General features: G+C 41.5%; 24 protein-coding genes and 1 riboswitch. Of the genes, 21 read left to right on the top strand and 3 right to left on the bottom strand.

Translation table 11 applies throughout. The features are described 5' to 3' along the window. Nucleotides 1-128: 128 nt before the first annotated feature. Nucleotides 129-173: riboswitch (PreQ1 riboswitch) on the top strand. 129 nt (nucleotides 174-302) lie between these two features. The 4 genes from queC to queF are packed head-to-tail and all read left to right on the top strand — an operon-like array spanning nucleotide 303 to nucleotide 2,643. Next, nucleotides 303-962: a 7-cyano-7-deazaguanine synthase QueC gene (gene queC / locus MKY10_RS14245; protein WP_003245417.1), complete on the top strand. Its 660-nt coding sequence runs from the start codon at nucleotides 303-305 to the stop codon at nucleotides 960-962. Then, on the top strand, nucleotides 955-1,404 hold the full coding sequence (gene queD, locus MKY10_RS14240; RefSeq protein WP_003232462.1) for a 6-carboxytetrahydropterin synthase QueD: 450 nt from the start codon (nucleotides 955-957) through the stop codon (nucleotides 1,402-1,404). Before queC ends, queD begins: the two co-directional genes overlap by 8 nt. Further along, nucleotides 1,397-2,128, top strand: a complete 732-nt coding sequence (gene queE / locus MKY10_RS14235) for a 7-carboxy-7-deazaguanine synthase QueE (RefSeq protein ID WP_015252213.1) — start codon at nucleotides 1,397-1,399, stop codon at nucleotides 2,126-2,128. Before queD ends, queE begins: the two co-directional genes overlap by 8 nt. Nucleotides 2,129-2,145: 17 nt before the next feature. Next, entirely contained in the window at nucleotides 2,146-2,643 is a 498-nt protein-coding gene (queF, locus tag MKY10_RS14230) for a preQ(1) synthase (RefSeq protein WP_003218613.1), read from the top strand. 549 nt (nucleotides 2,644-3,192) lie between these two features. On the opposite strand, the gene MKY10_RS14225 is transcribed toward queF, so the two are convergent. Continuing rightward, nucleotides 3,193-3,549 (bottom strand): winged helix-turn-helix transcriptional regulator, encoded by a 357-nt coding sequence (locus MKY10_RS14225; RefSeq protein ID WP_003245808.1) that lies wholly within the window; start codon nucleotides 3,547-3,549, stop codon nucleotides 3,193-3,195. A 168-nt stretch (nucleotides 3,550-3,717) separates the two neighbouring features. Here MKY10_RS14225 and MKY10_RS14220 point away from each other — a divergent pair, with 168 nt between their 5' ends. From MKY10_RS14220 to MKY10_RS14200, 5 genes are all read left to right on the top strand, one after another. Next, nucleotides 3,718-4,464, top strand: coding sequence for a glucose 1-dehydrogenase (locus tag MKY10_RS14220; protein ID WP_003245309.1), 747 nt, complete (start codon nucleotides 3,718-3,720; stop codon nucleotides 4,462-4,464). 480 nt (nucleotides 4,465-4,944) lie between these two features. After that, nucleotides 4,945-6,144 (top strand): spore protein YkvP, encoded by a 1,200-nt coding sequence (ykvP, locus tag MKY10_RS14215; protein WP_015252210.1) that lies wholly within the window; start codon nucleotides 4,945-4,947, stop codon nucleotides 6,142-6,144. Nucleotides 6,145-6,159: 15 nt separating this feature from the next. Continuing rightward, nucleotides 6,160-6,387 (top strand): LysM peptidoglycan-binding domain-containing protein, encoded by a 228-nt coding sequence (locus tag MKY10_RS14210; protein WP_044052545.1) that lies wholly within the window; start codon nucleotides 6,160-6,162, stop codon nucleotides 6,385-6,387. Nucleotides 6,388-6,483: 96 nt separating this feature from the next. Next, nucleotides 6,484-7,419 (top strand): glycosyl hydrolase family 18 protein, encoded by a 936-nt coding sequence (locus tag MKY10_RS14205; RefSeq protein WP_015252209.1) that lies wholly within the window; start codon nucleotides 6,484-6,486, stop codon nucleotides 7,417-7,419. Nucleotides 7,420-8,153: 734 nt separating this feature from the next. Beyond that, a complete protein-coding gene (locus tag MKY10_RS14200) occupies nucleotides 8,154-8,444 on the top strand; it encodes a YkvR family protein (protein WP_015252208.1) in 291 nt (96 codons plus the stop codon). Nucleotides 8,445-8,564: 120 nt separating this feature from the next. Here the strand turns inward: MKY10_RS14200 and MKY10_RS14195 are convergent, their stop codons facing one another. Further along, nucleotides 8,565-8,750: a YkvS family protein gene (locus MKY10_RS14195; protein WP_003232446.1), complete on the bottom strand. Its 186-nt coding sequence runs from the start codon at nucleotides 8,748-8,750 to the stop codon at nucleotides 8,565-8,567. Between the two features lie 165 nt (nucleotides 8,751-8,915). Between MKY10_RS14195 and MKY10_RS14190 the strand changes: the two genes are divergently transcribed. The 5 genes from MKY10_RS14190 (at nucleotide 8,916) to pfeT (ending at nucleotide 14,187) form a co-directional block, all read left to right on the top strand. Continuing rightward, a complete protein-coding gene (locus MKY10_RS14190) occupies nucleotides 8,916-9,110 on the top strand; it encodes a hypothetical protein (RefSeq protein ID WP_003218622.1) in 195 nt (64 codons plus the stop codon). A 298-nt stretch (nucleotides 9,111-9,408) separates the two neighbouring features. Continuing rightward, entirely contained in the window at nucleotides 9,409-10,035 is a 627-nt protein-coding gene (locus tag MKY10_RS14185; RefSeq protein ID WP_015252205.1) for a cell wall hydrolase, read from the top strand. 117 nt (nucleotides 10,036-10,152) lie between these two features. After that, complete coding sequence (gene ykvU, locus MKY10_RS14180) at nucleotides 10,153-11,490, top strand: sporulation protein YkvU (RefSeq protein WP_003245552.1); 1,338 nt, start codon at nucleotides 10,153-10,155, stop codon at nucleotides 11,488-11,490. A gap of 50 nt (nucleotides 11,491-11,540) precedes the next feature. Continuing rightward, nucleotides 11,541-12,038: a sporulation thiol-disulfide oxidoreductase StoA gene (gene stoA / locus MKY10_RS14175; RefSeq protein ID WP_014479641.1), complete on the top strand. Its 498-nt coding sequence runs from the start codon at nucleotides 11,541-11,543 to the stop codon at nucleotides 12,036-12,038. A 235-nt stretch (nucleotides 12,039-12,273) separates the two neighbouring features. After that, a complete protein-coding gene (pfeT, locus tag MKY10_RS14170) occupies nucleotides 12,274-14,187 on the top strand; it encodes a metal-transporting ATPase PfeT (protein ID WP_015252204.1) in 1,914 nt (637 codons plus the stop codon). Nucleotides 14,188-14,225: 38 nt separating this feature from the next. Here the strand turns inward: pfeT and MKY10_RS14165 are convergent, their stop codons facing one another. Continuing rightward, complete coding sequence (locus MKY10_RS14165) at nucleotides 14,226-14,429, bottom strand: hypothetical protein (protein ID WP_014476643.1); 204 nt, start codon at nucleotides 14,427-14,429, stop codon at nucleotides 14,226-14,228. A gap of 165 nt (nucleotides 14,430-14,594) precedes the next feature. Between MKY10_RS14165 and papB the strand changes: the two genes are divergently transcribed. The 7 genes from papB (at nucleotide 14,595) to splA (ending at nucleotide 22,599) form a co-directional block, all read left to right on the top strand. Then, the gene (gene papB / locus MKY10_RS14160) at nucleotides 14,595-15,689 is read left to right on the top strand and encodes a di/tri-peptidase (protein ID WP_015252203.1); all 1,095 of its coding nucleotides are present in this window, start codon (nucleotides 14,595-14,597) and stop codon (nucleotides 15,687-15,689) included. Nucleotides 15,690-15,970: 281 nt separating this feature from the next. Beyond that, nucleotides 15,971-16,936, top strand: a complete 966-nt coding sequence (locus MKY10_RS14155) for a LacI family DNA-binding transcriptional regulator (protein ID WP_048655223.1) — start codon at nucleotides 15,971-15,973, stop codon at nucleotides 16,934-16,936. 62 nt (nucleotides 16,937-16,998) lie between these two features. Next, entirely contained in the window at nucleotides 16,999-17,865 is an 867-nt protein-coding gene (glcT, locus tag MKY10_RS14150) for a ptsGHI operon transcription antiterminator GlcT (RefSeq protein WP_003218635.1), read from the top strand. Between the two features lie 228 nt (nucleotides 17,866-18,093). Then, nucleotides 18,094-20,193, top strand: coding sequence for a PTS glucose transporter subunit IIABC (ptsG, locus tag MKY10_RS14145; protein WP_003244661.1), 2,100 nt, complete (start codon nucleotides 18,094-18,096; stop codon nucleotides 20,191-20,193). 97 nt (nucleotides 20,194-20,290) lie between these two features. Continuing rightward, nucleotides 20,291-20,557, top strand: coding sequence for a phosphocarrier protein HPr (locus MKY10_RS14140; protein WP_003154654.1), 267 nt, complete (start codon nucleotides 20,291-20,293; stop codon nucleotides 20,555-20,557). Continuing rightward, entirely contained in the window at nucleotides 20,557-22,269 is a 1,713-nt protein-coding gene (ptsP, locus tag MKY10_RS14135) for a phosphoenolpyruvate--protein phosphotransferase (protein ID WP_003218638.1), read from the top strand. The genes MKY10_RS14140 and ptsP overlap by 1 nt, the downstream gene beginning before the upstream one ends. A gap of 90 nt (nucleotides 22,270-22,359) precedes the next feature. Continuing rightward, a complete protein-coding gene (gene splA / locus MKY10_RS14130) occupies nucleotides 22,360-22,599 on the top strand; it encodes a splAB operon transcriptional regulator SplA (RefSeq protein WP_003218644.1) in 240 nt (79 codons plus the stop codon). Nucleotides 22,600-22,665 lie beyond the last annotated feature (66 nt).

Raw genomic sequence — 22,665 nt, 5'->3', positions numbered from 1 at the left:
TGAAACGAACCGTCACTATAGAGCGATAATTGATCTAGGAACCGGGGACTGACTTTTTTATTGTCAAGAAAAACATCATTATGGTAAGATAGCAGAAGTGAAAAAATTGAAGAAAATCCGTGCGATATGCGGGAGAGGTTCTAGCTACACCCTCTATAAAAAACTAAGGACGAGCTGTATCCTTGGATACGGCCTTTTTTATGTTTTTCTAGAGCACCTTCCGAAAAAAGGTGTTTTTTTGCGTGAATTAGCTGTAGCGATGTCTCTCGCCGGCGTTTTTATTGCGGAGAAGGAGAGGAATCATGAAAAAAGAAAAAGCAATTGTCGTATTTAGCGGCGGTCAAGACAGCACAACATGCTTACTGTGGGCCTTAAAAGAATTCGAAGAAGTCGAAACGGTGACTTTTCATTATAATCAGCGACATTCGCAGGAAGTTGAAGTGGCAAAATCCATTGCGGAAAAGCTTGGTGTGAAAAATCATTTGCTTGATATGTCACTTTTAAATCAGCTTGCACCGAATGCCCTGACTAGAAATGATATTGAGATAGAAGTAAAAGACGGCGAACTGCCATCCACATTCGTTCCAGGCCGCAATTTGGTATTCTTATCCTTTGCGTCTATCCTGGCTTACCAAATTGGCGCGCGCCACATTATTACAGGAGTTTGTGAGACAGACTTCAGTGGTTATCCTGACTGCCGTGACGAATTCGTGAAATCTTGCAATGTCACGGTAAATCTGGCAATGGAGAAGCCGTTTGTGATCCACACGCCTCTCATGTGGCTCAATAAGGCGGAAACGTGGAAGCTTGCAGATGAGCTTGGCGCGCTGGATTTTGTGAAAAACAACACGCTGACATGCTATAACGGCATCATCGCAGACGGCTGCGGCGAATGTCCGGCATGTCACCTTCGTTCAAAAGGTTATGAAGAATATATGGTGATGAAAGGAGAGCGTGCATAAATTGTTATCTCAAATTTATCCGCAGGCCCAGCATCCTTATTCGTTTGAACTGAATAAGGACATGCATATCTCAGCCGCTCATTTTATCCCTCGGGAAAGTGCGGGAGCGTGCAGCAGGGTTCACGGGCATACGTATACCGTAAATATAACCGTTGCCGGCGACGAACTTGACGATTCAGGCTTTCTTGTCAATTTCAGCGTACTCAAAAAACTGGTGCACGGAAACTATGATCACACGCTATTAAATGATCATGAAGATTTTTCTCAGGACGACCGGTATTCGCTGCCGACAACTGAAGTCGTGGCGAAAACGATTTATGACAACGTACAGGCTTATTTAGACACTTTGGAGAATAAGCCGACCTGTGTACAGGTGTTTGTCCGTGAAACACCGACAAGCTACTGTGTCTACCGTCCGAAAAAGGGTGGTTTGAATGGCTAAAGGAATTCCTGTATTAGAAATTTTCGGCCCGACGATTCAAGGAGAAGGCATGGTGATCGGACAGAAAACGATGTTCGTCCGGACAGCCGGCTGCGATTATTCCTGCAGCTGGTGTGACTCCGCTTTCACTTGGGACGGGTCTGCTAAAAAAGATATTCGCTGGATGACGGCGGAGGAGATTTTTGCGGAGCTTAAGGACATTGGGGGAGATGCGTTTTCTCATGTGACGATCTCAGGCGGCAACCCGGCTCTGTTAAAACAGCTGGATGCTTTTATTGAACTGCTGAAGGAAAATAACATCCGTGCAGCGCTTGAAACTCAAGGGACCGTTTATCAGGATTGGTTTACGCTGATTGATGACCTGACAATTTCTCCAAAACCGCCAAGCTCAAAAATGGTAACGAACTTTCAAAAGCTTGACCACATTTTAACTTTACTTCAAGAGAATGATAGACAGCATGCTGTCAGCTTGAAGGTTGTCATCTTTAATGATGAAGATCTGGAATTTGCCAAAACTGTGCACAAGCGGTATCCGGGAATCCCGTTTTATTTACAAGTCGGAAATGATGACGTGCATACGACAGATGATCAGTCACTGATTGCACATTTGCTTGGAAAATATGAAGCGCTTGTTGATAAGGTAGCTGTCGATGCGGAGCTGAATCTCGTCAGAGTGCTCCCGCAGCTGCACACCCTGTTATGGGGCAACAAACGCGGAGTATAATAGAAAGGAAGATGAACATGACGACAAGAAAAGAATCAGAATTAGAAGGTGTAACATTGCTAGGCAATCAAGGTACAAATTATTTGTTCGAATATGCACCGGACGTGCTGGAATCCTTCCCGAATAAACATGTAAACCGTGATTACTTTGTAAAATTCAATTGCCCGGAATTCACATCTTTATGTCCTAAAACAGGCCAGCCTGACTTTGCGACAATCTACATCAGCTACATTCCTGATGAAAAAATGGTTGAAAGCAAATCATTAAAGCTGTATCTATTCAGCTTCAGAAACCATGGTGACTTCCACGAGGACTGCATGAATATCATCATGAATGACTTGATTGAATTAATGGACCCGCGCTACATTGAAGTATGGGGCAAATTCACGCCAAGAGGCGGAATTTCCATTGACCCGTACACAAACTACGGAAAGCCTGGCACGAAGTATGAGAAAATGGCCGAATACCGTATGATGAACCATGATTTGTATCCGGAGACAATTGATAATCGTTAATTATTCCGTTGTGTGATACGGAGTGTGAAACGAAGTGGAGTCACAGTAAAATCCGAACATTCAGCGTTAATTTTCAGCGGAAATGTGACCGGAGTGTGACCCGTACTAAGCTCAATAAAAATGGGAAAAGTCACACCTGAAAATGGCTCTACTCATGGGAATTGTATTAAAAAGTGTGACCTGAGGTGCAACCTGAACTGTGACTTTTATGCAGTGAAAAATTGATAGTACAGAAGCAGATTAAGGCGTACAATTTGTACGTCTTTTCTTTTTTATCCGAAAGAAAAAATGCCTATCTAGAGATCATAGGCATTAAATATTATTATCAATATCTTCATTATTTTTTGGCTAAGTTTCTGAGCCTTCTCTTTAACATTTGAAACAGCTCTTTTTTGAATTTCATCAAAGTTCTCCTGAATATAGTCGATGACACTTCTTATTAGAACTTCACTTTCAAAATTGAATATCTCATTTATTTCTGACTGTTCTTCATCTGTTAGGTGATGGTATTGAAGTTGTTTAGCATTTACTCCAGCAGCTACATCAATCCTAACTTAGTTGTTCTGGTTGTACAATTTCATATTCACCTTCTGCATACTCTTGCTCCGCATAATAGCCTCCCCATTGACAGAGCTCCTGCAAGATAGGTTTAAGAGATTCTCCAAGTTCAGTGGATGAATATTCAACCTTCGGCGGTACTTGATTATACATCTTTCTGCTAACAAGTCCACTGGCTTCAAGCTCTCTAAGTGTTTGAATCAGCATTTTCTGAGTTATATTTGGGATAATGCGCTTTAATTCACTCGTTCTCTTTGGTCCATTCATTAAAAAGTATAATACAAGGCCTTTCCATTTTCCGCCAATAACTTCCTTTGTCACTTCAAACCCACAGCTAAATTTTTTCATGTCTAAAGCTCTCCATTCCACATTTATTACTTTTTAGTTACTATATCACAAAAAAGTGGGTACTTCCGATACTGTGCTTACTGAAGGATACTATATCTTGTAAGTTGTTCTTCAAGTACTTAAAGGTACTAGACATAAAATAATATTAATTCTAAAGGAGTGTTAAGTATGGGTAAATTTGAAGGTAAAATAGCGCTTGTAACGGGTGGAACAAGTGGGATTGGTCTTGCTACAGCACAAAAATTTGTAAACGAAGGTGCATATGTTTATATCACGGGACGTAGACAAAACGAACTTGATAAAGCTGTTAACCAAATTGGCAAGAACGTAACCGGTGTTCAAGGTGATATTTCTAAGCTTGAAGACTTAGACAAACTATATGACATTATAAAGCAGGAAAAAGGTAAGTTGGACATTCTTTTTGCTAATGCAGGCATCGGCAACTTCCTTCCATTAGGTGAAATTACTGAAGAGCAGGTTGATAGAACGTTCGACATTAACGTTAAAGGAACCATCTTTACTGTTCAAAAAGCGTTATCACTATTCCCGGACAAAGTAGGTTCTATTATTGTAACGGGCTCTACTGCTGGATCAATTGGCAACCCAGCGTTTAGTGTATATGGAGCATCTAAAGCAGCATTAAGAGCACTGGTTCGCAACTGGATTCTTGACCTAAAAGGTACTGAAATCCGTGTAAATGTGGTTAGTCCAGGAGGTATTCTTACACCTGCCTACGATGAGCTTTTTGGTGATGCACTTGAAGAGGTACTGGAAAATAGCAGAAATACTGTTCCAGCTGGAAAAGTTGGGACACCTGAAGAAGTAGCAAACGCTGTATCTTTCCTTGCTTCAGACGAAAGCAGTTACTTGACGGGTGTTGAATTGTTCGTAGATGGTGGGCTAGCACAGGTATAATTTCACTGCGCAGAGATTACAAATAGTCCCCAAAAAAGGTTAATGGGGATTTACTTGAAGAAGTCGTATAAAAAAGTCGTTTTCCTTAAAGGACAGGGAATTCGACTTTTTTATATTTGAATTTGATTAACGTTGTAAATTCGCATTTTCCTGGGGCTACTACTAAATGACCTGTAAAAAAGATTACACTGTGAATAAATGTACTTAAAGTAACGGGGGCTCTTGACTTTTAATAAAAAATAATATCCCTGTCCTTGTATTCTAATACTTTTAAAAATATTTAAAGGAATCCTTATGTCCTGAATAACCACATAGGAAAATATGTTGTAGGTTGCTTTCTTTTTTTGTGGGGCATCCCACACAAGCTATCTCGTGATCTCACACCTGAACGTTTTTTATAGACTAGTACCGCGACAAGTTATATTACATATACATACCAATAAAGTAGACATTAAAAAGTGAAAGAGAGGATGGAAATGTGTGAAAATTCTTTTCCTTGAGAGTCATCCCATGTGGCTCTATGGTTTACCGAATGGGTTTAGGGAAGCAGGACATACCGTAATGATTTCCGGTCCTGTAAGTCGGGAAAATATAACTGAAATGATAGACGAATTTAAACCAGATCTAATAGTATCTATGGGATGGACACCAGAGCATTCAAGGGAAAAGCAGGCCTGGATTCGCAACGCTACTAAAAAGGTGAATATCCCTCTCGTTTATTGGGCAACTGAAGACCCGCTGCACACTCAAAACTTTACTATCCCGTTAATTAAAAAGATGAAACCGGATTTTGTTTTCACGGTTACGCCTTCTCTGTGTAAAACTTATGAAAGCATGGGGATTAAAGCAGCTCACTTAGACTTTGCATTTCACGAAAGTATACATCACCAGATTAAACCATTAGCAAAATACAGTTGTGATATAGCGGTGGTGGCTAATGCTTACCCTAATTTTCTTGAAGAACATCCGGATGTGTTCCGTTCGTCCTCTTTAAAAACGCTTATTCGTCCTCTTATACGGAAAGGTATTCGCATTGATTTTTGGGGGAGAAACTGGGAAAAAATGAGTAAATATATAGGAAGAGAAATTCCCCGCAATTGGATCCATGGATACCTTGATTATACTGAAGCATATAAAGTTTACAGTTCAGCAAAAATCATTATCGGTTTGCAAAACTGTGAAAGCCAACTTACGCAACGCACCTATGAGATTCTTGGTTCCGGGGGGTTTTTATTGACATCGGATATACCAGCAGTTCGAGATAAATTCAAACCTGGCCGCGATCTCATCGTTTCTTCCTCCCCAAAAGAAACTTTGGAAAAGGTTAAATACTATTTGAATCATGATAGCGAGAGAAAAAAGATTCAGATAAACGGTAAAAAGGCTGTAAAGAATGATTCCTATCGGCATAGAGCCGAGAGAATGCTTGAGGTGCTAAAAAGCAGAGGAATTATAAGAAACTTAGGGGAAACCATTCATTATGTAGATGTTCTTAAAGAAAAATACGTGATCCATCATGTTACTCCCGGTGAAACATTATCAATAATTGCCAGGAAGTATAATGTTTCCCTGCAGCAACTCATGGAGCTTAATCATTTCAAATCAGATCAAATATATGCTGGACAAATCATTAAGATTAGAGAGAAACTGTTTAGAAATATTAATAACAAATTATTCTAAAGGAGAGTAATATGAATGAAGGGGAAAATACCTAAAATAAGAAATCAAGCGAATAAAGTAAAAAGAACGCCTCGTTATATGGAATTTCCCGTAACATACGAAGTGTATCATGTGGAATCCGGCGATACATTATGGACGATTGCCAAATCCTTTAACATTCCGGTACAACAACTTATGAATCTTAATAAGCTTTCTTCAGATAGAATTTATCCTGGACAAATTATAAAGATAAGAGAAAGGTAATCTTTGAGGTTTCGGAAACGAATCAAATTGAAATGACAATCCTCATTTTTTTATTTGTGGGGAACTTGATATTTTTGGGGATGAAGGGGTTATGAGATGTTTCAAATGAGCTATTTCTATTCTGGATTAGGATGGGATTTTATTCAACACGTTGATCAAACGAACGGAGTATTAAATGTTGTGTCTCCTGATTTTTTCTATATCAGAAAAGATGGATCATTACTTCTCCGTTCAGCTAATCCCGATGTGATTAAAGCTCTTCATAGAAGAAAATTAAAAGTAGTTCCTTTTCTAAGCAATCATTGGGATCAGGATTTGGGACGATTTGCATTAATGAACCGAGTTCTTTTAGCTAAACAAATTTCTCATGCAATAGAAGAACTGGATTTGGACGGAGTTAATATCGATATAGAAAACCTTACAGAAAAAGATCGGAATCTATTTACAGATTTTGTTAGATTGGTAAGGGAAAGTATTCCTAGACATAAAGAAGTATCAGTTGCAGTGGCGGCAAATCCTTTTGGCTGGACGAAGGGCTGGCACGGATCATATGATTACGAGTATTTAGCTAAATATGCAGATTATCTTATGGTTATGGCCTATGATGAAAGCCGCCTTGCTGGGCCTACCGCAAGTGTAGGATGGGTGGAAAAGTCCATTCAATATGTTCTGACCCAAAAAATCTCTCCTCAAAAACTAGTTTTAGGATTGCCATTCTATGGCCGCTGCTGGATGGAAGGCCAATCTGCCTCTCAAGCCATTCCCCTTTACCTTGTTGACTCATTAGTAAAAAGGCATAGCGGAACAATTATTTTTGACACCAAGAGTCAATCTCCAAAAGCTATTTTTACTGTCAATCACGATAACAAGGGGCCGTTGCCTTCGGGAACATATACATTATGGTTTGAAAATGAACAGTCACTCAGAGCAAAAATAAAACTCGCTCAAAAATATAATCTGAAAGGTCTTGGCAGCTGGAGTCTTGGACAAGAAGATGCGTCAGTCTGGAATACAGTGTTTAAAAATATATAATGATTTATAGTTCAGAACAAAATTCGAAGATAATTGCAATGAATCTCTAAATGGACATACTGAAAGGAGTTTATTACGAGTGTGGGTAAAACAGTGTGGGCATTCCATAGGCCCTTCTCCCGGAATGTTCTATACGAGGCATTACATTGGGCTTGAAATCCCCATTCAAACTTATGTTATAGTACGCATTTCAAGTAATTACGGATGTGTTGAATTTATTCTGCTTCCATGATTTAAGTCATACACATGCTACCTTAATAGCAGGATTATTGCATTTCATTCAGAATTGTTCAGGATCGATATGGAAGCGCACGAATAACTAGAACTTTAAAAACATACACTCATATACTTCCTGAATGGATGCTGGTTTATCTAAAAAACATGATGAGAATTGATTGGCCGCTCTCATTAAAGGATGGGGAAATTCAAGGCGCCAAGGTACGCATGGTGAAACATGACTTGTTGATAATCGACCATATAGTTTCTCCTTAGAAATGAGGGGGTTTTTACATAAAAAAGACGAGCGAATCCGGGGGGGAATTCCACTCGCCGCTTTCTAATGAAAAGACGGGATGCTGGATGGCAGCTCGTCTGTTTTATTATAATTTAACGAACGTACGTTTGTAAAGATGTCTTTTCGAATGAATTGGTTCATATAACCGTTAAGAACAGATTCATTGTAAACATTCGCTAAGGTATGCTAAGATGCATGGACTATAAAGGAGTGATATGAAGTGAAGACATTGCGGTTAAACAATGTAACGTTAGAAATGGCTGCATATCAAGAGGAGAGCGAGCCGAAGCGAAAAATTGCATTTACCTTAAACGTTACGAGTGAGACTTACCATGATATCGCTGTCCTGTTGTATGAAAAAACGTTTAATGTCGAGGTTCCGGAACGCGGTCTTGCCTTCCGGGGGGAAATGACAAATTATTCAACATCATTGACCAACCTGTACGAACCAGGGGCCGTCAGCGAGTTCTATATAGAAATAACGGAAATAGACAAAAACGCCGATTCATGATCGGTGTTTTTTATGTAAAAAAGCTGCCGGCCGGCAGCTTTTGAGAAAGCGAATTTCATATGTAAGGTGTTAAATTGTCCGTCTTGCAGTTTTTGGAATAAATGTGGAAATAAGGAGGTTTTAATAGGAGTCTCTGATGATCTTATAATTTTTATGATTAACAACTGTCAATGAATCTAACTCAAGATCCCGATAGTTATCCATGATCGTCACATCAACGATAACAGAATTCTCATTTACTTTTTCAACAACACCGGTTAATCCGTTTTTAAATTCAATGACATTCCCAACCTTAGCGATTTTCACAAGCTTCCTCTCCTTTAAACATAATAATGCCTTTTGAAAGTATTTTGCAGTATTTTCATTGAGAAGTAAAGCGATAAGGAGTTTTATCTCCCTTATGAATTGTTCTGTCGCTATAAAGATGATATATTGATTTTCGTCAATAGAAAGAAAAGGGGGGAATTTTTGTTGCGTCCCGAAGAAATAACAGAAATGATTGAACAGCTGCGCACCGGCGCCATAAACGAACTGAGAGTCCAGAAAGAGCATTTTCTTGATTTCAGGGCCGTGTTATCTAAACAAGATGATTTTAAACATTTCCGAGGAATTGCCCAGCAAGGCGGAGATGTTATCTTTCAATACTTAGAACAGCCAAGAAGCTGAAGGTTTCTCATACGTGAGAAGCCTTTTTATCATATATGACAGAATACAAGCCTTTTATTACAGCTGTCTGTAACAGGTGTAAATAAAATGTAAAGTGTCAAAAATGGATAAACATGTTTTGATTTGACAATATTTATAGAATTTCAAACTGTTTTTTTGCCATTAAGCAGTGAGTCATCCTCTTTATTCCATCCTGATACCTCCTTGGGAGAGTTGGAAAATCTTTTTCCGTGAAAATGAATGGATCTCTTGTTAAGGTTATGAAGTGTTTTTTGGAGCACTTTAAGGAGGAAACTGTATGACAACGAAATTCACTGCTCTGGCTGTTTTTCTTCTTTGTTTCATGCCTGCAGCCAAAATTGAGCATACACAAGCTTCACTACTGAGCGCAAAGAAGACAAAACATGAAGAAGCGAAATGGCTTACACATATAGATCGAAATACGAATGAATCTTTCCCTTCACTGTCTGCTGATAAAGACAAGAAAATAAAACCGATTAAGCTATCAGCACACACTGAAAAGAAAGAGAAAGATAAACCGAACAAAACAAATGATGAGAAAGAAACATATACACAGTCTGAAAAAGAGTTGCTGTCCCGTCTCGTTCACGCAGAGGCCAAAGGAGAATCATATAAAGGCAAGGTCGCTGTAGCAAGCGTTGTACTGAACAGGACGGAGAAAAAAGGTTTTCCTGATACGATAAGAGGAGTTATTTATCAGAAAAACGCCTTTGAACCGGTCGCAAACGGGAGCATTAACCAAAAGCCTGATAAAGAATCGATTGAAGCTGCCGAAGAAGCGCTGTCCTCAAAAAATAGAGAAACAGATGCCATATTCTTTTATAATCCGAAAACAGCGTCAGATAATTGGATTCGTTCAAGAAAAATCGTAGAAAAAATCGGCAGACACGTTTTTGCCGTCTAAGCATAGAAGAGACAATTTGTCTCAGCTGTGCTTTTTTTCATATAAAGAGTAAAAATAAAATAATTTTTGAACTTGTCTCATATGATGTTGGTAGTACAAGAGACAAGGAGAGACATCATGAATCGATTTGTGAAAGGGATCATTCTTTTATCCATTGCCGCCTTTTTCGCTGAATGCCTTGAATTTGTCGTCAATATGATTTTGGCGCGGGAGCTTGGCGAGCATGGGATGGGGCTTTACATGAGTATTTTGCCCACGATCTTTTTAATTATTGTCATCGCGAGCCTAGAACTGCCGATATCCATTTCTAAATTCATTGCCGAGTCAAATCCTAAGCTTCATGAAAGCATGCTGAGGCACGCTTTCAGAATGACAGCCATTTTTACTGCTTTTTCTACTGCCGCCGCTAGTATTGCGCTTCCGTTTATTCCGGTATTTGATACATACCACCCGTTTATTAAAGGGATTGTCATCGGCTTAATTCCTGTTGTCGCCTTTACTTCAATCGCCAGGGGCTACTTTATGGGTGTGCAGAAAATGGGGAAGATCGCAATTGCCAATGTGCTGAAAAAAATCATCCAGCTCTTGTGCTTATTTCTCTTTTTTCAATGGTACTCATTTGAATTGGACATGGCTGTGCTGATTTCCTTGTTTGTTCTAGTCGTGAGTGATGTGGTCGTGCTTGTTTATTTATATTCACAATTTATCATGGCAAGGCGGGCGTTATCCGGCCAGCAGCACATTCATTTGCGCGGAAAGGATGTAAGGAAAAGACTGCTTGCTGTTTCAATTCCTACAACAGGACTGCGCATTTTTCATGCGGTTGTCAATGCAATTGAACCCTTTTTAGTAAAAGGAGCTCTTTTGGCTGCGGGCGTTGCCGGGACAGCGGCAATCGATCAATACGGAATGCTGGCAGGAGTGGCTGTGACGATAGGGTCGTTCCCAGCTTTTATTGCCCATTCGTTAATGGTCGTCATGATACCGAGTATTTCGGAAGCTTATGCACTTTCTCAGTATGACATCGTGTTAAAAAGGCTGAAGCAGTCGATTTTCATTACATTAGGTTACGGTATACCTGCCGTCTGGGTCATGTTCCAGTTTGCGGGACCTCTCACACATTTGTTTTTTCACTCTCCTGAAGCGCAGTATTACTTGCAGCTGTTGTGGCCTTACTTTCTCTTTCATCTGTTTGTCATGCCGCTGCAGGCGTGCTTAATCGGGATGGGTTTTGTGAAAGAGGCTTTTTATCACAATGTATGGAGCCATATCGTTGCGCTAAGTATGATGTATGTACTGGGATCAATGGAGAATCTGCAAATGCTCGGGATTATCCTTGGAATGAACACTGGCATGATTCTTTTGACGAGCCTGCACTATGCCACGATCTGCAAAGCATTGAAGGTATCCGTATTCCTTACGGGAGGGACCAGAACGCCGCGAATTGAAGGATGATATAGGAACTGCAGGGGCAAGCTAATTGAAAAGCATGAAAGGAAGATTCCATGTTGACGAAGCGCTTGCTTACTATATACATTATGTTATTAGGGTTGATTGCATGGTTTCCATGTGCGGCACAAGCTGAGGAAAAACAGCCTGCTGTTCCCGCTGTTTTTCTTATGAAAACGATAGAAGGGGAGGACATCTCGATTCCGAATAAAGGGCAAAAAACAATTCTCCATTTTTGGACGTCATGGTGTCCGCCCTGCAAAAAGGAGCTTCCCCAGTTTCAATCGTTTTATGATGCCCATCCATCCGACAGTGTAAAGCTGGTAACGGTGAATTTAGTGAATTCGGAACAAAATCAGCAAGTCGTTGAAGATTTTATTAAAGCAAACAAGCTGACGTTCCCGATTGTCCTTGACTCAAAAGGGGAATTGATGAAGGAGTATCATATCATTACGATCCCAACATCATTTTTGCTGAATGAAAAGGGAGAAATTGAAAAAACAAAAATTGGCCCGATGACAGCGGAACAACTGAAGGAATGGACGGAAGAATAGCTGAGAGCATAGACTCTCAGCTTTTTTCATATAGAGAAGAAGCGAATAAACATTAATGATAATTATTATCAAAAAGAAATTAAAATAATTATAATTGAAATTCTCTTCGTGCGTGCTATAATAAAGGAAGACATCAAGAAATAACTGACGATAAAGCTGCCTTTTGGGCAGCGATTTTGTTTTTATAAGAGAAATGAAGATGATTTACGTTCTCAATTAGAGAGGAGAATTCGATATGAATGAACAAGTTATCGTTCAACGCGACCCGCACGAGCCATTGAAAACAGACAAGAGGGAAAAAAACTGGGCACAGCACGCGGAGCTTATTGCAGCACTTGTATCAGGCGCTCTTATTTTGGCAGGCTGGCTCTTATCCGGATATCAGGTATTATCCATAATACTTTTCTTGCTGGCTTTTGTGATCGGCGGATTTGCTAAAGCAAAGGAAGGAATCGAAGAAACACTCGAATCCAAAACGCTGAATGTAGAACTTTTAATGATTTTCGCTGCCGTTGGTTCCGCCTTGATCGGATACTGGGCAGAGGGTGCTATTTTAATATTTATTTTTTCCTTAAGCGGAGCTTTAGAAACATACACGATGAATAAAAGCAGCAGAGATTTAACGTCTTTAATGCAGCTTGAGCCTGAAGAAGCGACATTGATGGTCAATGGTGAAACCAAAAGAGTTCCGGTTTCAGACTTGCAGGCCGGTGATATGATTGTGATCAAACCTGGAGAACGCGTAGCGGCAGACGGTATCATTGAATCGGGCTCGACAAGTCTTGACGAGTCGGCTTTAACAGGTGAATCAATGCCTGTAGAAAAAAACAGAGGCGACGCTGTATTCACAGGAACGGTGAATCGCAATGGCTCCTTGACTGTCCGTGTCACGAAAGCAAATGAAGATTCGTTATTCAGAAAAATTATCAAACTGGTTGAATCAGCGCAAAATAGTGTTTCACCCGCGCAGGCTTTCATCGAACGATTTGAAAATGCTTATGTGAAAGGTGTGCTAATTGCGGTGGCGCTCCTTTTATTCGTCCCGCACTTTGCGCTGGGCTGGAGCTGGAGTGAAACCTTCTACCGCGCAATGGTGTTTATGGTTGTCGCGTCACCTTGTGCGCTTGTCGCCTCTATTATGCCGGCGGCGCTGTCCCTGATTTCAAATGGCGCCCGCAACGGTATGCTTGTGAAAGGAAGCGTCTTTCTTGAACAGCTGGGCTCAGTGCAAATGATCGCCTTTGATAAAACCGGCACTGTAACAAAAGGCCAGCCTGCCGTAGAGACGATTAGAATAGCAGAAGGATTCAGTGAAGCGGAAGTTCTTGAGGCTGTCTATGCCATCGAAATGCAATCAAGCCATCCGCTCGCCCAAGCCATAACGGCGTACGCTGAAAGCCGCGGCGTGAATCAGTCCGGCTACATATCTATAGAAGAAACCTCAGGGTTTGGCGTTATGGCAGAAGTGTCGGGTGCGAAATGGAAGGTCGGTAAAGCAGGTTTTATCGGCGAGGAAATGGCAGCACAATTTTTGAAACAAACAGCATCAGATGTCATTCAAAGCGGTCATACAATTGTATTTGTGAAAAAGGATGATCAAATAGCAGGCTGTATCGCACTGAAGGACCAAATTAGGCCTGAAGTAAAAGAGGTCATGGAAGAACTGAACCGACTTGGGATTAAAACGGCCATGCTGACAGGAGATCACGAAGACACGGCTCAAGCGATTGCCAAGGAAGCCGGCATGACAACTGTCGTAGCAGAATGCCTGCCTGACCAAAAAGTGAATGAAATCAAACGGTTAAAAGAAGAATTCGGAACGATTGCAATGGTGGGTGACGGAATCAATGATGCGCCGGCACTCAAAGCGGCGGATGTCGGCATTGCGATGGGCGGCGGAACAGATGTAGCACTTGAGACCGCTGATATGGTCCTCATGAAAAACGATTTGAAAAAGCTCGTAAACATGTGCCGCTTGTCTCGGAAAATGAACAGGATCATCAAACAAAATATCGTGTTTTCTCTAGCTGTAATCTGCCTGCTGATTTGTGCAAACTTTTTGCAGGTGATGGAATTGCCATTTGGCGTGATTGGTCATGAGGGCAGCACGATTTTGGTCATACTAAACGGTTTAAGACTCCTAAAATAAAACCAGCAGCCCTAATCAGGCTGCTGGCTTTTTATGTATCAAGCTTTCCCTTCATTTTTGTCTTTATCAGATCTTTTCATAACCAGGATGAGAGCGAGGATGCAGCAAAGGAAACCCGCTGCACAGCCTATGATAGAGCTGTAATAATAAAAGCCCACCATCTTCATCCCGATAAAAGGAGCGGAAATTCCCAAAACCGTTAAGAGCATAACTGCTTTTCGTCTGAAAAAATTCATCAGCAAACGGAACAACCCCCCTGCGATTGAACGTTACTGTCAGTATACAGGAAGAGGAGCAGGAAATAAAATGCATTAGAAAATGAAGGCGTCGTGAAAGGCAAACACCGGTAAAACCTGTTACAATGGAAGACAGAACAATGCATTGCAAATGGCAGGGAGGAACAAGAAGTGAATAGAATACAACGCGTCTCTTCATGGCTGAAGGAAGCGGGGCATACTGCCGCATTTATTCATACAAAAGAAAATGTTTTTTACTTAACCGGTTTTTACACAGAGCCGCATGAAAGATTAATGGGGTTATTTGTTTTTCAAGAAGAGGAGCCTTTCTTTGTTTGTCCAGGAATGGAAGCAGGACAGGCCCGCAACGCAGGCTGGAATCATGAAATCATTGGCTATGCGGATCACGAAAATCCGTGGGAGCTGATAGAGAAGGCCTTGAAAAAGCGAAATATCAGCATACATACGCTTGCGGTAGAAAAGGATTCAATCTCGCTATCACGTGCAGAACAGCTGAAGCATGCGACTGGCGGGGCTCAATTTGTTTCAGCAGAAGAAACACTCAATCAATTTCGCCTGATTAAAGAAGACAATGAGATTCGTTTGCTGAAAGAGGCGGCAAAGCTTGCGGATTACGGTGTTGAAGTCGGTACAGCCGCTTTGCGTGAAGGCATCAGTGAAGTGGAAGTGCTCGCTCAAATTGAGTACGAACTGAAGAAAAAAGGAATTCAGGGCATGTCTTTCTCTACAATGGTTTTATTCGGAGAAAAATCAGGCCAGCCACATGGAAATCCTGGTACAGCCACGTTGAAGAAAGGTGATTTTGTATTATTTGATCTCGGTGTTATTCTTGACGGCTATTGCTCTGATATTACAAGAACGTTTGCTTACAAAACCATCAATCCGAAGCAGGAGGCCATTTACGAGACTGTACTTCAAGCGGAAAAAGCCGCGATTGAGGCAAGCAAACCCGGTGTGAGAATCGGAGATCTGGACTTAACCGCCCGCGGAATCATTGAAAAAGCGGGATACGGTGACTATTTTCCTCACCGGCTTGGGCATGGACTCGGAATTTCTGTCCATGAGTATCCATCAATGAGCCAGGCCAACGATACACTGCTGCAGGAAGGCATGGTCTACACGATCGAACCGGGGATTTATGTGCCTGAGATCGGCGGCGTGCGCATTGAGGATGACGTTCACGTAACAAAGGACGGAGCAGTTGCTCTGACCCAATATCCAAAGGAATTAATCATACTGCCGTAATAGAAATAAAAAAGGACTTTGTTCTCGACATTGTCCTTTTTTATCTGCATTAAATAAAAAAATCATCAAATGTTCGAAAGGGTTTAATTTCATGTTTTTGGTTGAGAGGTTTTACAGCAAGACAGCTGCCACCGAGAACAGTGAGACATAACCCAATTAAAATGAAGAAACCCATGTGATCTTCTCCTTTCAGCTTAAAACACAAAAAGATATCTGGTACGTCCATATCATATTGTATGAAACGCATTCCAGATCAAGGGGATTTAGAAAGAAGGGAATCTATGGCTAATATTAAAGACATTGCAGAAAAAGCCGGTGTCTCTGTTACAACGGTTTCCCGAGTCATAAACAATCATCCATACGTCAGTGAAGACAAACGAAAAAGAGTGTTTGAGGCAATGGAATCATTGGAGTACACGAGAAATATTCACGCTGTACATTTGTCGAAAGGATTTTCAAACATGATTGGTGTTGTCTTGCCGACGGTTAATCTGCCATATTTTGCAGAGCTGATTGCAGGAATAGCCGACGCAGCCGCGGAATCCGGGGTTCACCTCTCTTTATTCCAAACAAACTATGAGGTACAAAAAGAAATCTTTGCGCTGTCCCAATTAAAGCAGCGCCAGGTTGACGGCCTGATTTTTTGCTCAAAGGCGCTTGCTGATGAGAAACTCATGGAATGGGAGGGCCCGATTTTGCTTTGCCAGAATTCAGATAATGCCCGCTTCCCAACCATCAGCATTCCTCACCAAGAAGCATTTCGGAACGGCTTGGACTATTTAATTGCCAAAGGGCACAAAAAAATAGCCATCTGTTTGGCAAGAAAAAAAGGCATGAACAGCCATTTTCGAATCAAAGCCTACAAAGAGGCATTGGAAGAGATCGGCGAGGCATTTCGTGAAGACTGGGTAATTGAGAAAGCGATTACAATCAATGATGGGAAGGCGCTTTTTCATAAATGGAATACGTGGAAGGAAAAGCCGACGGCTATTTTTGTTGCCAATGACCAAGTCTCAGCAGGGCTTTTTCTTGAAGCAAAGAACCAGCGGGTGTCAGTACCGGATGAGCTTGCAATCTTAAGCGTTGATAACCACGAAATCAGCCAAGCGCTTGGAATCACAACGATCGATATTCAGACAAGGGAAATGGGAAAGCAGGCATTTGCCATACTGGAAAAAAGAATTCAAGGACAGCCGATTGAAAGGAAAGTTCTGGATTACCGTCTCTTCGAAAGATCGACTGTTTAGTGAATGCATTGAAAAAAGGTTTGACGTGCATTCTGTTCGTTATGTACGATATGAGGTATTGAATGACAAAGGAGCTGAGGATCGTGAATGGGTCCTTCACAGTGAAAAAGGTACTGAATAATAACGTATTAATTGCTTCTCATCATAAATACAGCGAAGTCGTTTTAATCGGAAAAGGTATTGGTTTCGGAAAAAAACAAGATGATGTCATTGAAGATAAAGGCTACGATAAAATGTTCATTTTAAAAGACGAGAAGGAACAAAAGCAGTTTAAAAAGCTCCTTGACTATGTTGATGAAAAGCTCGTTGATATTTCAAACGATGTCATCTATCACATAAGCAATAGGACTAATCACTCATTAAATGAACATATTCACATTGCGTTGACAGACCATATCGCATTTGCGATCAAAAGGCAGCAGCAGGGATTTGATATGAAAAATCCATTTCTAATGGAGACTCAGTCACTATATCCTGAGGAGTACCAAATTGCCAAAGAAGTCATAGATATGATCAATGAAAAAGCGGGAATCTGCCTTCCGGAAGGGGAGATTGGTTTTATCGCTCTGCATATCCATTCAGCATTGACAAACCGTCCGCTGTCCGAGGTCAATCAGCACTCTCAGCTCATGGCGCAGCTTGTCGAGGTGATTGAAGACTCATTTCAAATGAAAGTAAATAAGGAAAGTGTCAACTATTTGCGGCTGATCCGACATATCAGATTTACAATAGAAAGAATTAAAAAAGAAGAACCGACTAAAGAACCAGAAAAATTAATGTTGTTATTGAAAAATGAATATCCGCTATGCTACAATACAGCTTGGAAATTGATTAAAATCTTGCAGCAAACATTGAAGAAACCAGTTCATGAGGCGGAAGCGGTTTACCTAACGCTTCATCTGTACCGATTAACCAATAAAATTTCATAAATTCAGTTTATCCTTATAACGTGTTACTGATTCGATCAGGCATGAGTGATTGAGGGAAAAAAACGGGAAGTTCATTCTCGTTCTTTTGCGCACCCAATTTTGCTCATGCCTTTTTGTTGTGTAAAAGGGCAAATGTAAACGGTTAAACTGGAAGACTTACGCCTGTGAATTCGTTGTCATGATTTTTAGCTGTAAGGTCAGACTAGTAAAAAGAGGAGGTCAATTCTTATGTTTAAAGCATTATTCGGCGTTCTTCAAAAAATTGGGCGTGCGCTTATGCTTCCAGTTGCGATCCTTCCGGCTGCGGGGATTTTGCTTGCGATCGGGAATGCGATGCAAAATAAGGACATGATTCAGGTCCTGCATTTCTTGAGCAATGACAATGTTCAGCTTGTAGCAGGTGTGATGGAAAGCGCTGGGCAGATTGTTTTCGATAACCTTCCGCTTCTTTTCGCAGTAGGTGTAGCCATCGGGCTTGCCAACGGTGATGGAGTTGCAGGGATTGCAGCAATTATCGGTTATCTTGTAATGAATGTATCCATGAGTGCGGTTCTTCTTGCAAACGGAACCATTCCTTCGGATTCAGTTGAAAGAGCCAAGTTCTTTACGGAAAACCATCCTGCATATGTAAACATGCTTGGTATACCTACCTTGGCGACAGGGGTGTTCGGCGGTATTATCGTCGGTGTGTTAGCTGCATTATTGTTTAACAGATTTTACACAATTGAATTGCCGCAATACCTTGGTTTCTTTGCGGGTAAACGTTTCGTTCCAATTGTTACGTCAATTTCTGCACTGATTCTGGGTCTTATTATGTTAGTGATCTGGCCTCCGATCCAGCATGGATTGAATGCCTTTTCAACAGGATTAGTGGAAGCGAATCCAACCCTTGCTGCATTTATCTTCGGGGTGATTGAACGTTCGCTTATCCCATTCGGATTGCATCACATTTTCTATTCGCCGTTCTGGTATGAATTCTTCAGCTATAAGAGTGCAGCAGGAGAAATCATCCGCGGGGATCAGCGTATCTTTATGGCGCAGATTAAAGACGGCGTACAGTTAACGGCAGGTACGTTCATGACAGGTAAATATCCATTTATGATGTTCGGTCTGCCTGCTGCGGCGCTTGCCATTTATCATGAAGCAAAACCGCAAAACAAAAAACTCGTTGCAGGTATTATGGGTTCAGCGGCCTTGACATCCTTCTTAACGGGGATCACAGAGCCATTGGAATTTTCTTTCTTATTCGTTGCTCCAGTCCTGTTTGCGATTCACTGTTTGTTTGCGGGACTTTCATTCATGGTCATGCAGCTGTTGAATGTTAAGATTGGTATGACATTCTCCGGCGGTTTAATTGACTACTTCCTATTCGGTATTTTACCGAACCGGACGGCATGGTGGCTTGTCATCCCTGTCGGCTTAGGGTTAGCGGTCATTTACTACTTCGGATTCCGATTTGCCATCCGCAAATTTAATCTGAAAACACCTGGACGCGAAGATGCTGCGGAAGAAACAGCAGCACCTGGGAAAACAGGTGAAGCAGGGGATCTTCCTTATGAGATTCTGCAGGCAATGGGTGACCAGGAAAACATCAAACACCTTGATGCTTGTATCACTCGTCTGCGTGTGACTGTAAACGATCAGAAAAAGGTTGATAAAGACCGTCTGAAACAGCTTGGCGCTTCCGGAGTGCTGGAAGTCGGCAACAACATTCAGGCTATTTTCGGACCGCGTTCTGACGGGTTAAAAACACAAATGCAAGACATTATTGCGGGACGCAAGCCTAGACCTGAACCGAAAACATCTGCTCAAGAGGAAGTAGGACAGCAGGTTGAGGAAGTGATTGCAGAACCGCTGCAAAATGAAATCGGCGAGGAAGTTTTCGTTTCTCCGATTACCGGGGAAATTCACCCGATTACGGATGTTCCTGACCAAGTCTTCTCAGGGAAAATGATGGGTGACGGTTTTGCGATTCTCCCTTCTGAAGGAATTGTCGTATCACCGGTTCGCGGAAAAATTCTCAATGTGTTCCCGACGAAACATGCGATCGGCCTGCAATCCGACGGCGGAAGAGAAATTTTAATCCACTTTGGTATTGATACCGTCAGCCTGAAGGGCGAAGGATTTACGTCTTTCGTATCAGAAGGAGACCGCGTTGAGCCTGGACAAAAACTTCTTGAAGTTGATCTGGATGCAGTCAAACCGAATGTACCATCTCTCATGACACCGATTGTATTTACAAATCTTGCTGAAGGAGAAACAGTCAGCATTAAAGCAAGCGGTTCAGTCAACAGAGAACAAGAAGATATTGTGAAGATTGAAAAATAAGGGTGTTAGTACGCCGTGCTTGTCAGATGACAAGTACGGTTGTATGATATAATATTGTGAAGTAATAAAGCTTTAAGTTAAAAGGAGAATGATAAAAATGGCACAAAAAACATTTAAAGTAACTGCAGATTCTGGAATCCATGCTCGTCCTGCGACAGTTCTTGTACAAACTGCTAGCAAATACGACGCTGACGTTAATTTAGAATATAACGGCAAAACAGTTAACCTTAAATCTATTATGGGTGTTATGTCTTTAGGTATCGCTAAAGGCGCTGAGATCACAATCTCTGCTTCCGGAGCTGACGAAAACGATGCTCTTAACGCTTTAGAAGAAACAATGAAAAGCGAAGGACTCGGCGAGTAATGCAAGAATTAAAAGGGATTGGTGCTTCAGCCGGCATCGCGATTGCAAAAGCATACCGGCTTGAAGAGCCAGATTTAACGGTTGAAAAGAAAAACATCTCTGATTCTGAAGCGGAAGTAAGCCGTTTTGATGAAGCGATTGCACGTTCAAAAGAAGAGCTCGAAAAAATCAAAGAGCACGCTTTGAAAGAACTGGGTCAGGATAAAGCTGATATTTTTTCTGCTCACCTTTTAGTTCTCAGTGACCCTGAGCTTCTGAACCCTGTGAAAGAAAAAATCAGCACTGATTCAGTGAACGCTGAATTCGCTTTAAAAGAAACGTCTTCTATGTTCGTTACCATGTTTGAATCTATGGACAACGAATATATGAAAGAGCGTGCGGCAGATATCCGCGATGTAACAAAACGCGTAACCGGCCACCTGCTTGGCGTCGAAATTCCAAACCCAAGCATGATCTCAGAAGAGGTTATTATTGTAGCTGAAGACTTAACACCGTCTGACACAGCCCAATTAAACCGTGAGTTCGTAAAAGGATTCACTACTGATATCGGCGGACGCACATCTCACTCTGCCATCATGGCACGTTCTCTTGAGATTCCAGCAGTTGTTGGAACGAAAGCGGCTACAGGCACGATCCAAAACGGCGTGACTGTTATCGTTGACGGTATCAATGGCGATGTCATTATTGACCCATCTGCGGAAACTGTAAAAGAGTATGAAGAAAAACATAATGCTTATTTGGCTCAAAAAGCTGAGTGGGCGAAGCTTGTCAATGAACCGACTGTCTCAAAAGACGGACATCATGTAGAGCTTGCAGCGAACATCGGTACTCCTGATGATGTAAAAGGTGTTCTTGAAAACGGCGGAGAAGCAGTTGGCCTTTACCGTACAGAATTCCTTTACATGGGAAGAGATCAGCTGCCTACAGAAGATGAGCAGTTTGATGCTTACAAAACGGTTCTTGAGCGTATGGAAGGAAAATCAGTCGTCGTGCGGACACTTGATATCGGCGGAGACAAAGAGCTTCCTTACCTGCAGCTTCCTAAAGAAATGAACCCGTTCCTGGGATATAGAGCGATTCGTCTTTGCCTTGAAGAGCAAGAAATCTTCAGAACACAGCTTCGCGCGCTGCTTCGTGCAAGTACATACGGAAACTTGAAAATCATGTTCCCTATGATTGCGACAGTTAACGAATTCAAAGAAGCAAAAGCGATCCTTCTTGAAGAGAAAGAAAAGCTCGTAAAAGCGGGACAGGCTGTATCTGACGATATTGAAGTCGGAATGATGGTTGAGATTCCGTCAACTGCAGTCATCGCTGATCAGTTTGCTAAAGAGGTTGATTTCTTCAGTATCGGAACAAACGATTTGATCCAATACACAATGGCAGCTGACCGTATGAATGAACGTGTATCTTACCTGTATCAGCCATACAACCCGGCAATCCTTCGCTTAATTACACTGGTAATTGAAGCAGCACACAAAGAAGGAAAATGGGTTGGCATGTGCGGAGAAATGGCAGGAGACGAGATTGCGATTCCGATCCTTCTCGGCTTAGGCTTAGATGAGTTCTCAATGAGCGCAACGTCTATCCTTCCGGCAAGAACACAAATCAGCAAATTGTCTAAACAAGAAGCTGAGTCATTCAAAGAGAAAATCTTATCTATGAGCACGACAGAAGAAGTTGTCGCGTTCGTAAAAGAAACATTCAAGTAATGTACAAAAACCAGACGGCCTCCGGCCTGTCTGGTTTTTTTCATAAGTAAGGGTATAGAAGGACACAATAACATGGCTAGGAGGGATAGTATGTCAAACCAATTTAACGCAGGAGATACTGTTTATGTGATCTACAGAAATCCGCACGCCGCCAATGTAGCCCACATAAAGGAAGCCGAAATTGTGCACCATCCATACCATGAAGGCGAGCTTTCCCTGTTTATTTATGAAACCTATCATCCGTTCGCAGAGGACGATGCTGTGTTTGCAAGCTATGAAGAAGCTAAATCGCTTTACAAAGAACTCTTTGATATTGATCCGTATGAGTAACAAGGAAATCATTACAACTCATATCCTTTCCGCCTAGTGAGAAAAGTAACGTTAGTAAAGGAAAAG

Origin of the sequence: Bacillus sp. FSL P4-0290 (genome assembly GCF_037975435.1) — a bacterium.
GTDB classification, from domain to species: Bacteria; Bacillota; Bacilli; order Bacillales; family Bacillaceae; genus Bacillus; species Bacillus subtilis.
This window is presented reverse-complemented; position numbering and strand designations above follow the sequence as displayed.

What these genes read in the sequence shown, in the direction of transcription:
- queC (WP_003245417.1), top strand. Translation starts at nt 303, where the DNA reads ATGAAAAAAGAAAAAGCAATTGTCGTATTTAGCGGCGGTCAAGACAGC.
- queE (WP_015252213.1), top strand. Translation starts at nt 1,397, where the DNA reads ATGGCTAAAGGAATTCCTGTATTAGAAATTTTCGGCCCGACGATTCAA.
- queF (WP_003218613.1), top strand. Translation starts at nt 2,146, where the DNA reads ATGACGACAAGAAAAGAATCAGAATTAGAAGGTGTAACATTGCTAGGC.
- MKY10_RS14225 (WP_003245808.1), bottom strand. Translation starts at nt 3,549, where the DNA reads ATGAAAAAATTTAGCTGTGGGTTTGAAGTGACAAAGGAAGTTATTGGC.
- MKY10_RS14220 (WP_003245309.1), top strand. Translation starts at nt 3,718, where the DNA reads ATGGGTAAATTTGAAGGTAAAATAGCGCTTGTAACGGGTGGAACAAGT.
- MKY10_RS14210 (WP_044052545.1), top strand. Translation starts at nt 6,160, where the DNA reads ATGAAGGGGAAAATACCTAAAATAAGAAATCAAGCGAATAAAGTAAAA.
- MKY10_RS14205 (WP_015252209.1), top strand. Translation starts at nt 6,484, where the DNA reads ATGTTTCAAATGAGCTATTTCTATTCTGGATTAGGATGGGATTTTATT.
- MKY10_RS14185 (WP_015252205.1), top strand. Translation starts at nt 9,409, where the DNA reads ATGACAACGAAATTCACTGCTCTGGCTGTTTTTCTTCTTTGTTTCATG.
- ykvU (WP_003245552.1), top strand. Translation starts at nt 10,153, where the DNA reads ATGAATCGATTTGTGAAAGGGATCATTCTTTTATCCATTGCCGCCTTT.
- stoA (WP_014479641.1), top strand. Translation starts at nt 11,541, where the DNA reads ATGTTGACGAAGCGCTTGCTTACTATATACATTATGTTATTAGGGTTG.
- pfeT (WP_015252204.1), top strand. Translation starts at nt 12,274, where the DNA reads ATGAATGAACAAGTTATCGTTCAACGCGACCCGCACGAGCCATTGAAA.
- MKY10_RS14155 (WP_048655223.1), top strand. Translation starts at nt 15,971, where the DNA reads ATGGCTAATATTAAAGACATTGCAGAAAAAGCCGGTGTCTCTGTTACA.
- glcT (WP_003218635.1), top strand. Translation starts at nt 16,999, where the DNA reads ATGACAAAGGAGCTGAGGATCGTGAATGGGTCCTTCACAGTGAAAAAG.
- ptsG (WP_003244661.1), top strand. Translation starts at nt 18,094, where the DNA reads ATGTTTAAAGCATTATTCGGCGTTCTTCAAAAAATTGGGCGTGCGCTT.
- MKY10_RS14140 (WP_003154654.1), top strand. Translation starts at nt 20,291, where the DNA reads ATGGCACAAAAAACATTTAAAGTAACTGCAGATTCTGGAATCCATGCT.
- ptsP (WP_003218638.1), top strand. Translation starts at nt 20,557, where the DNA reads ATGCAAGAATTAAAAGGGATTGGTGCTTCAGCCGGCATCGCGATTGCA.
- splA (WP_003218644.1), top strand. Translation starts at nt 22,360, where the DNA reads ATGTCAAACCAATTTAACGCAGGAGATACTGTTTATGTGATCTACAGA.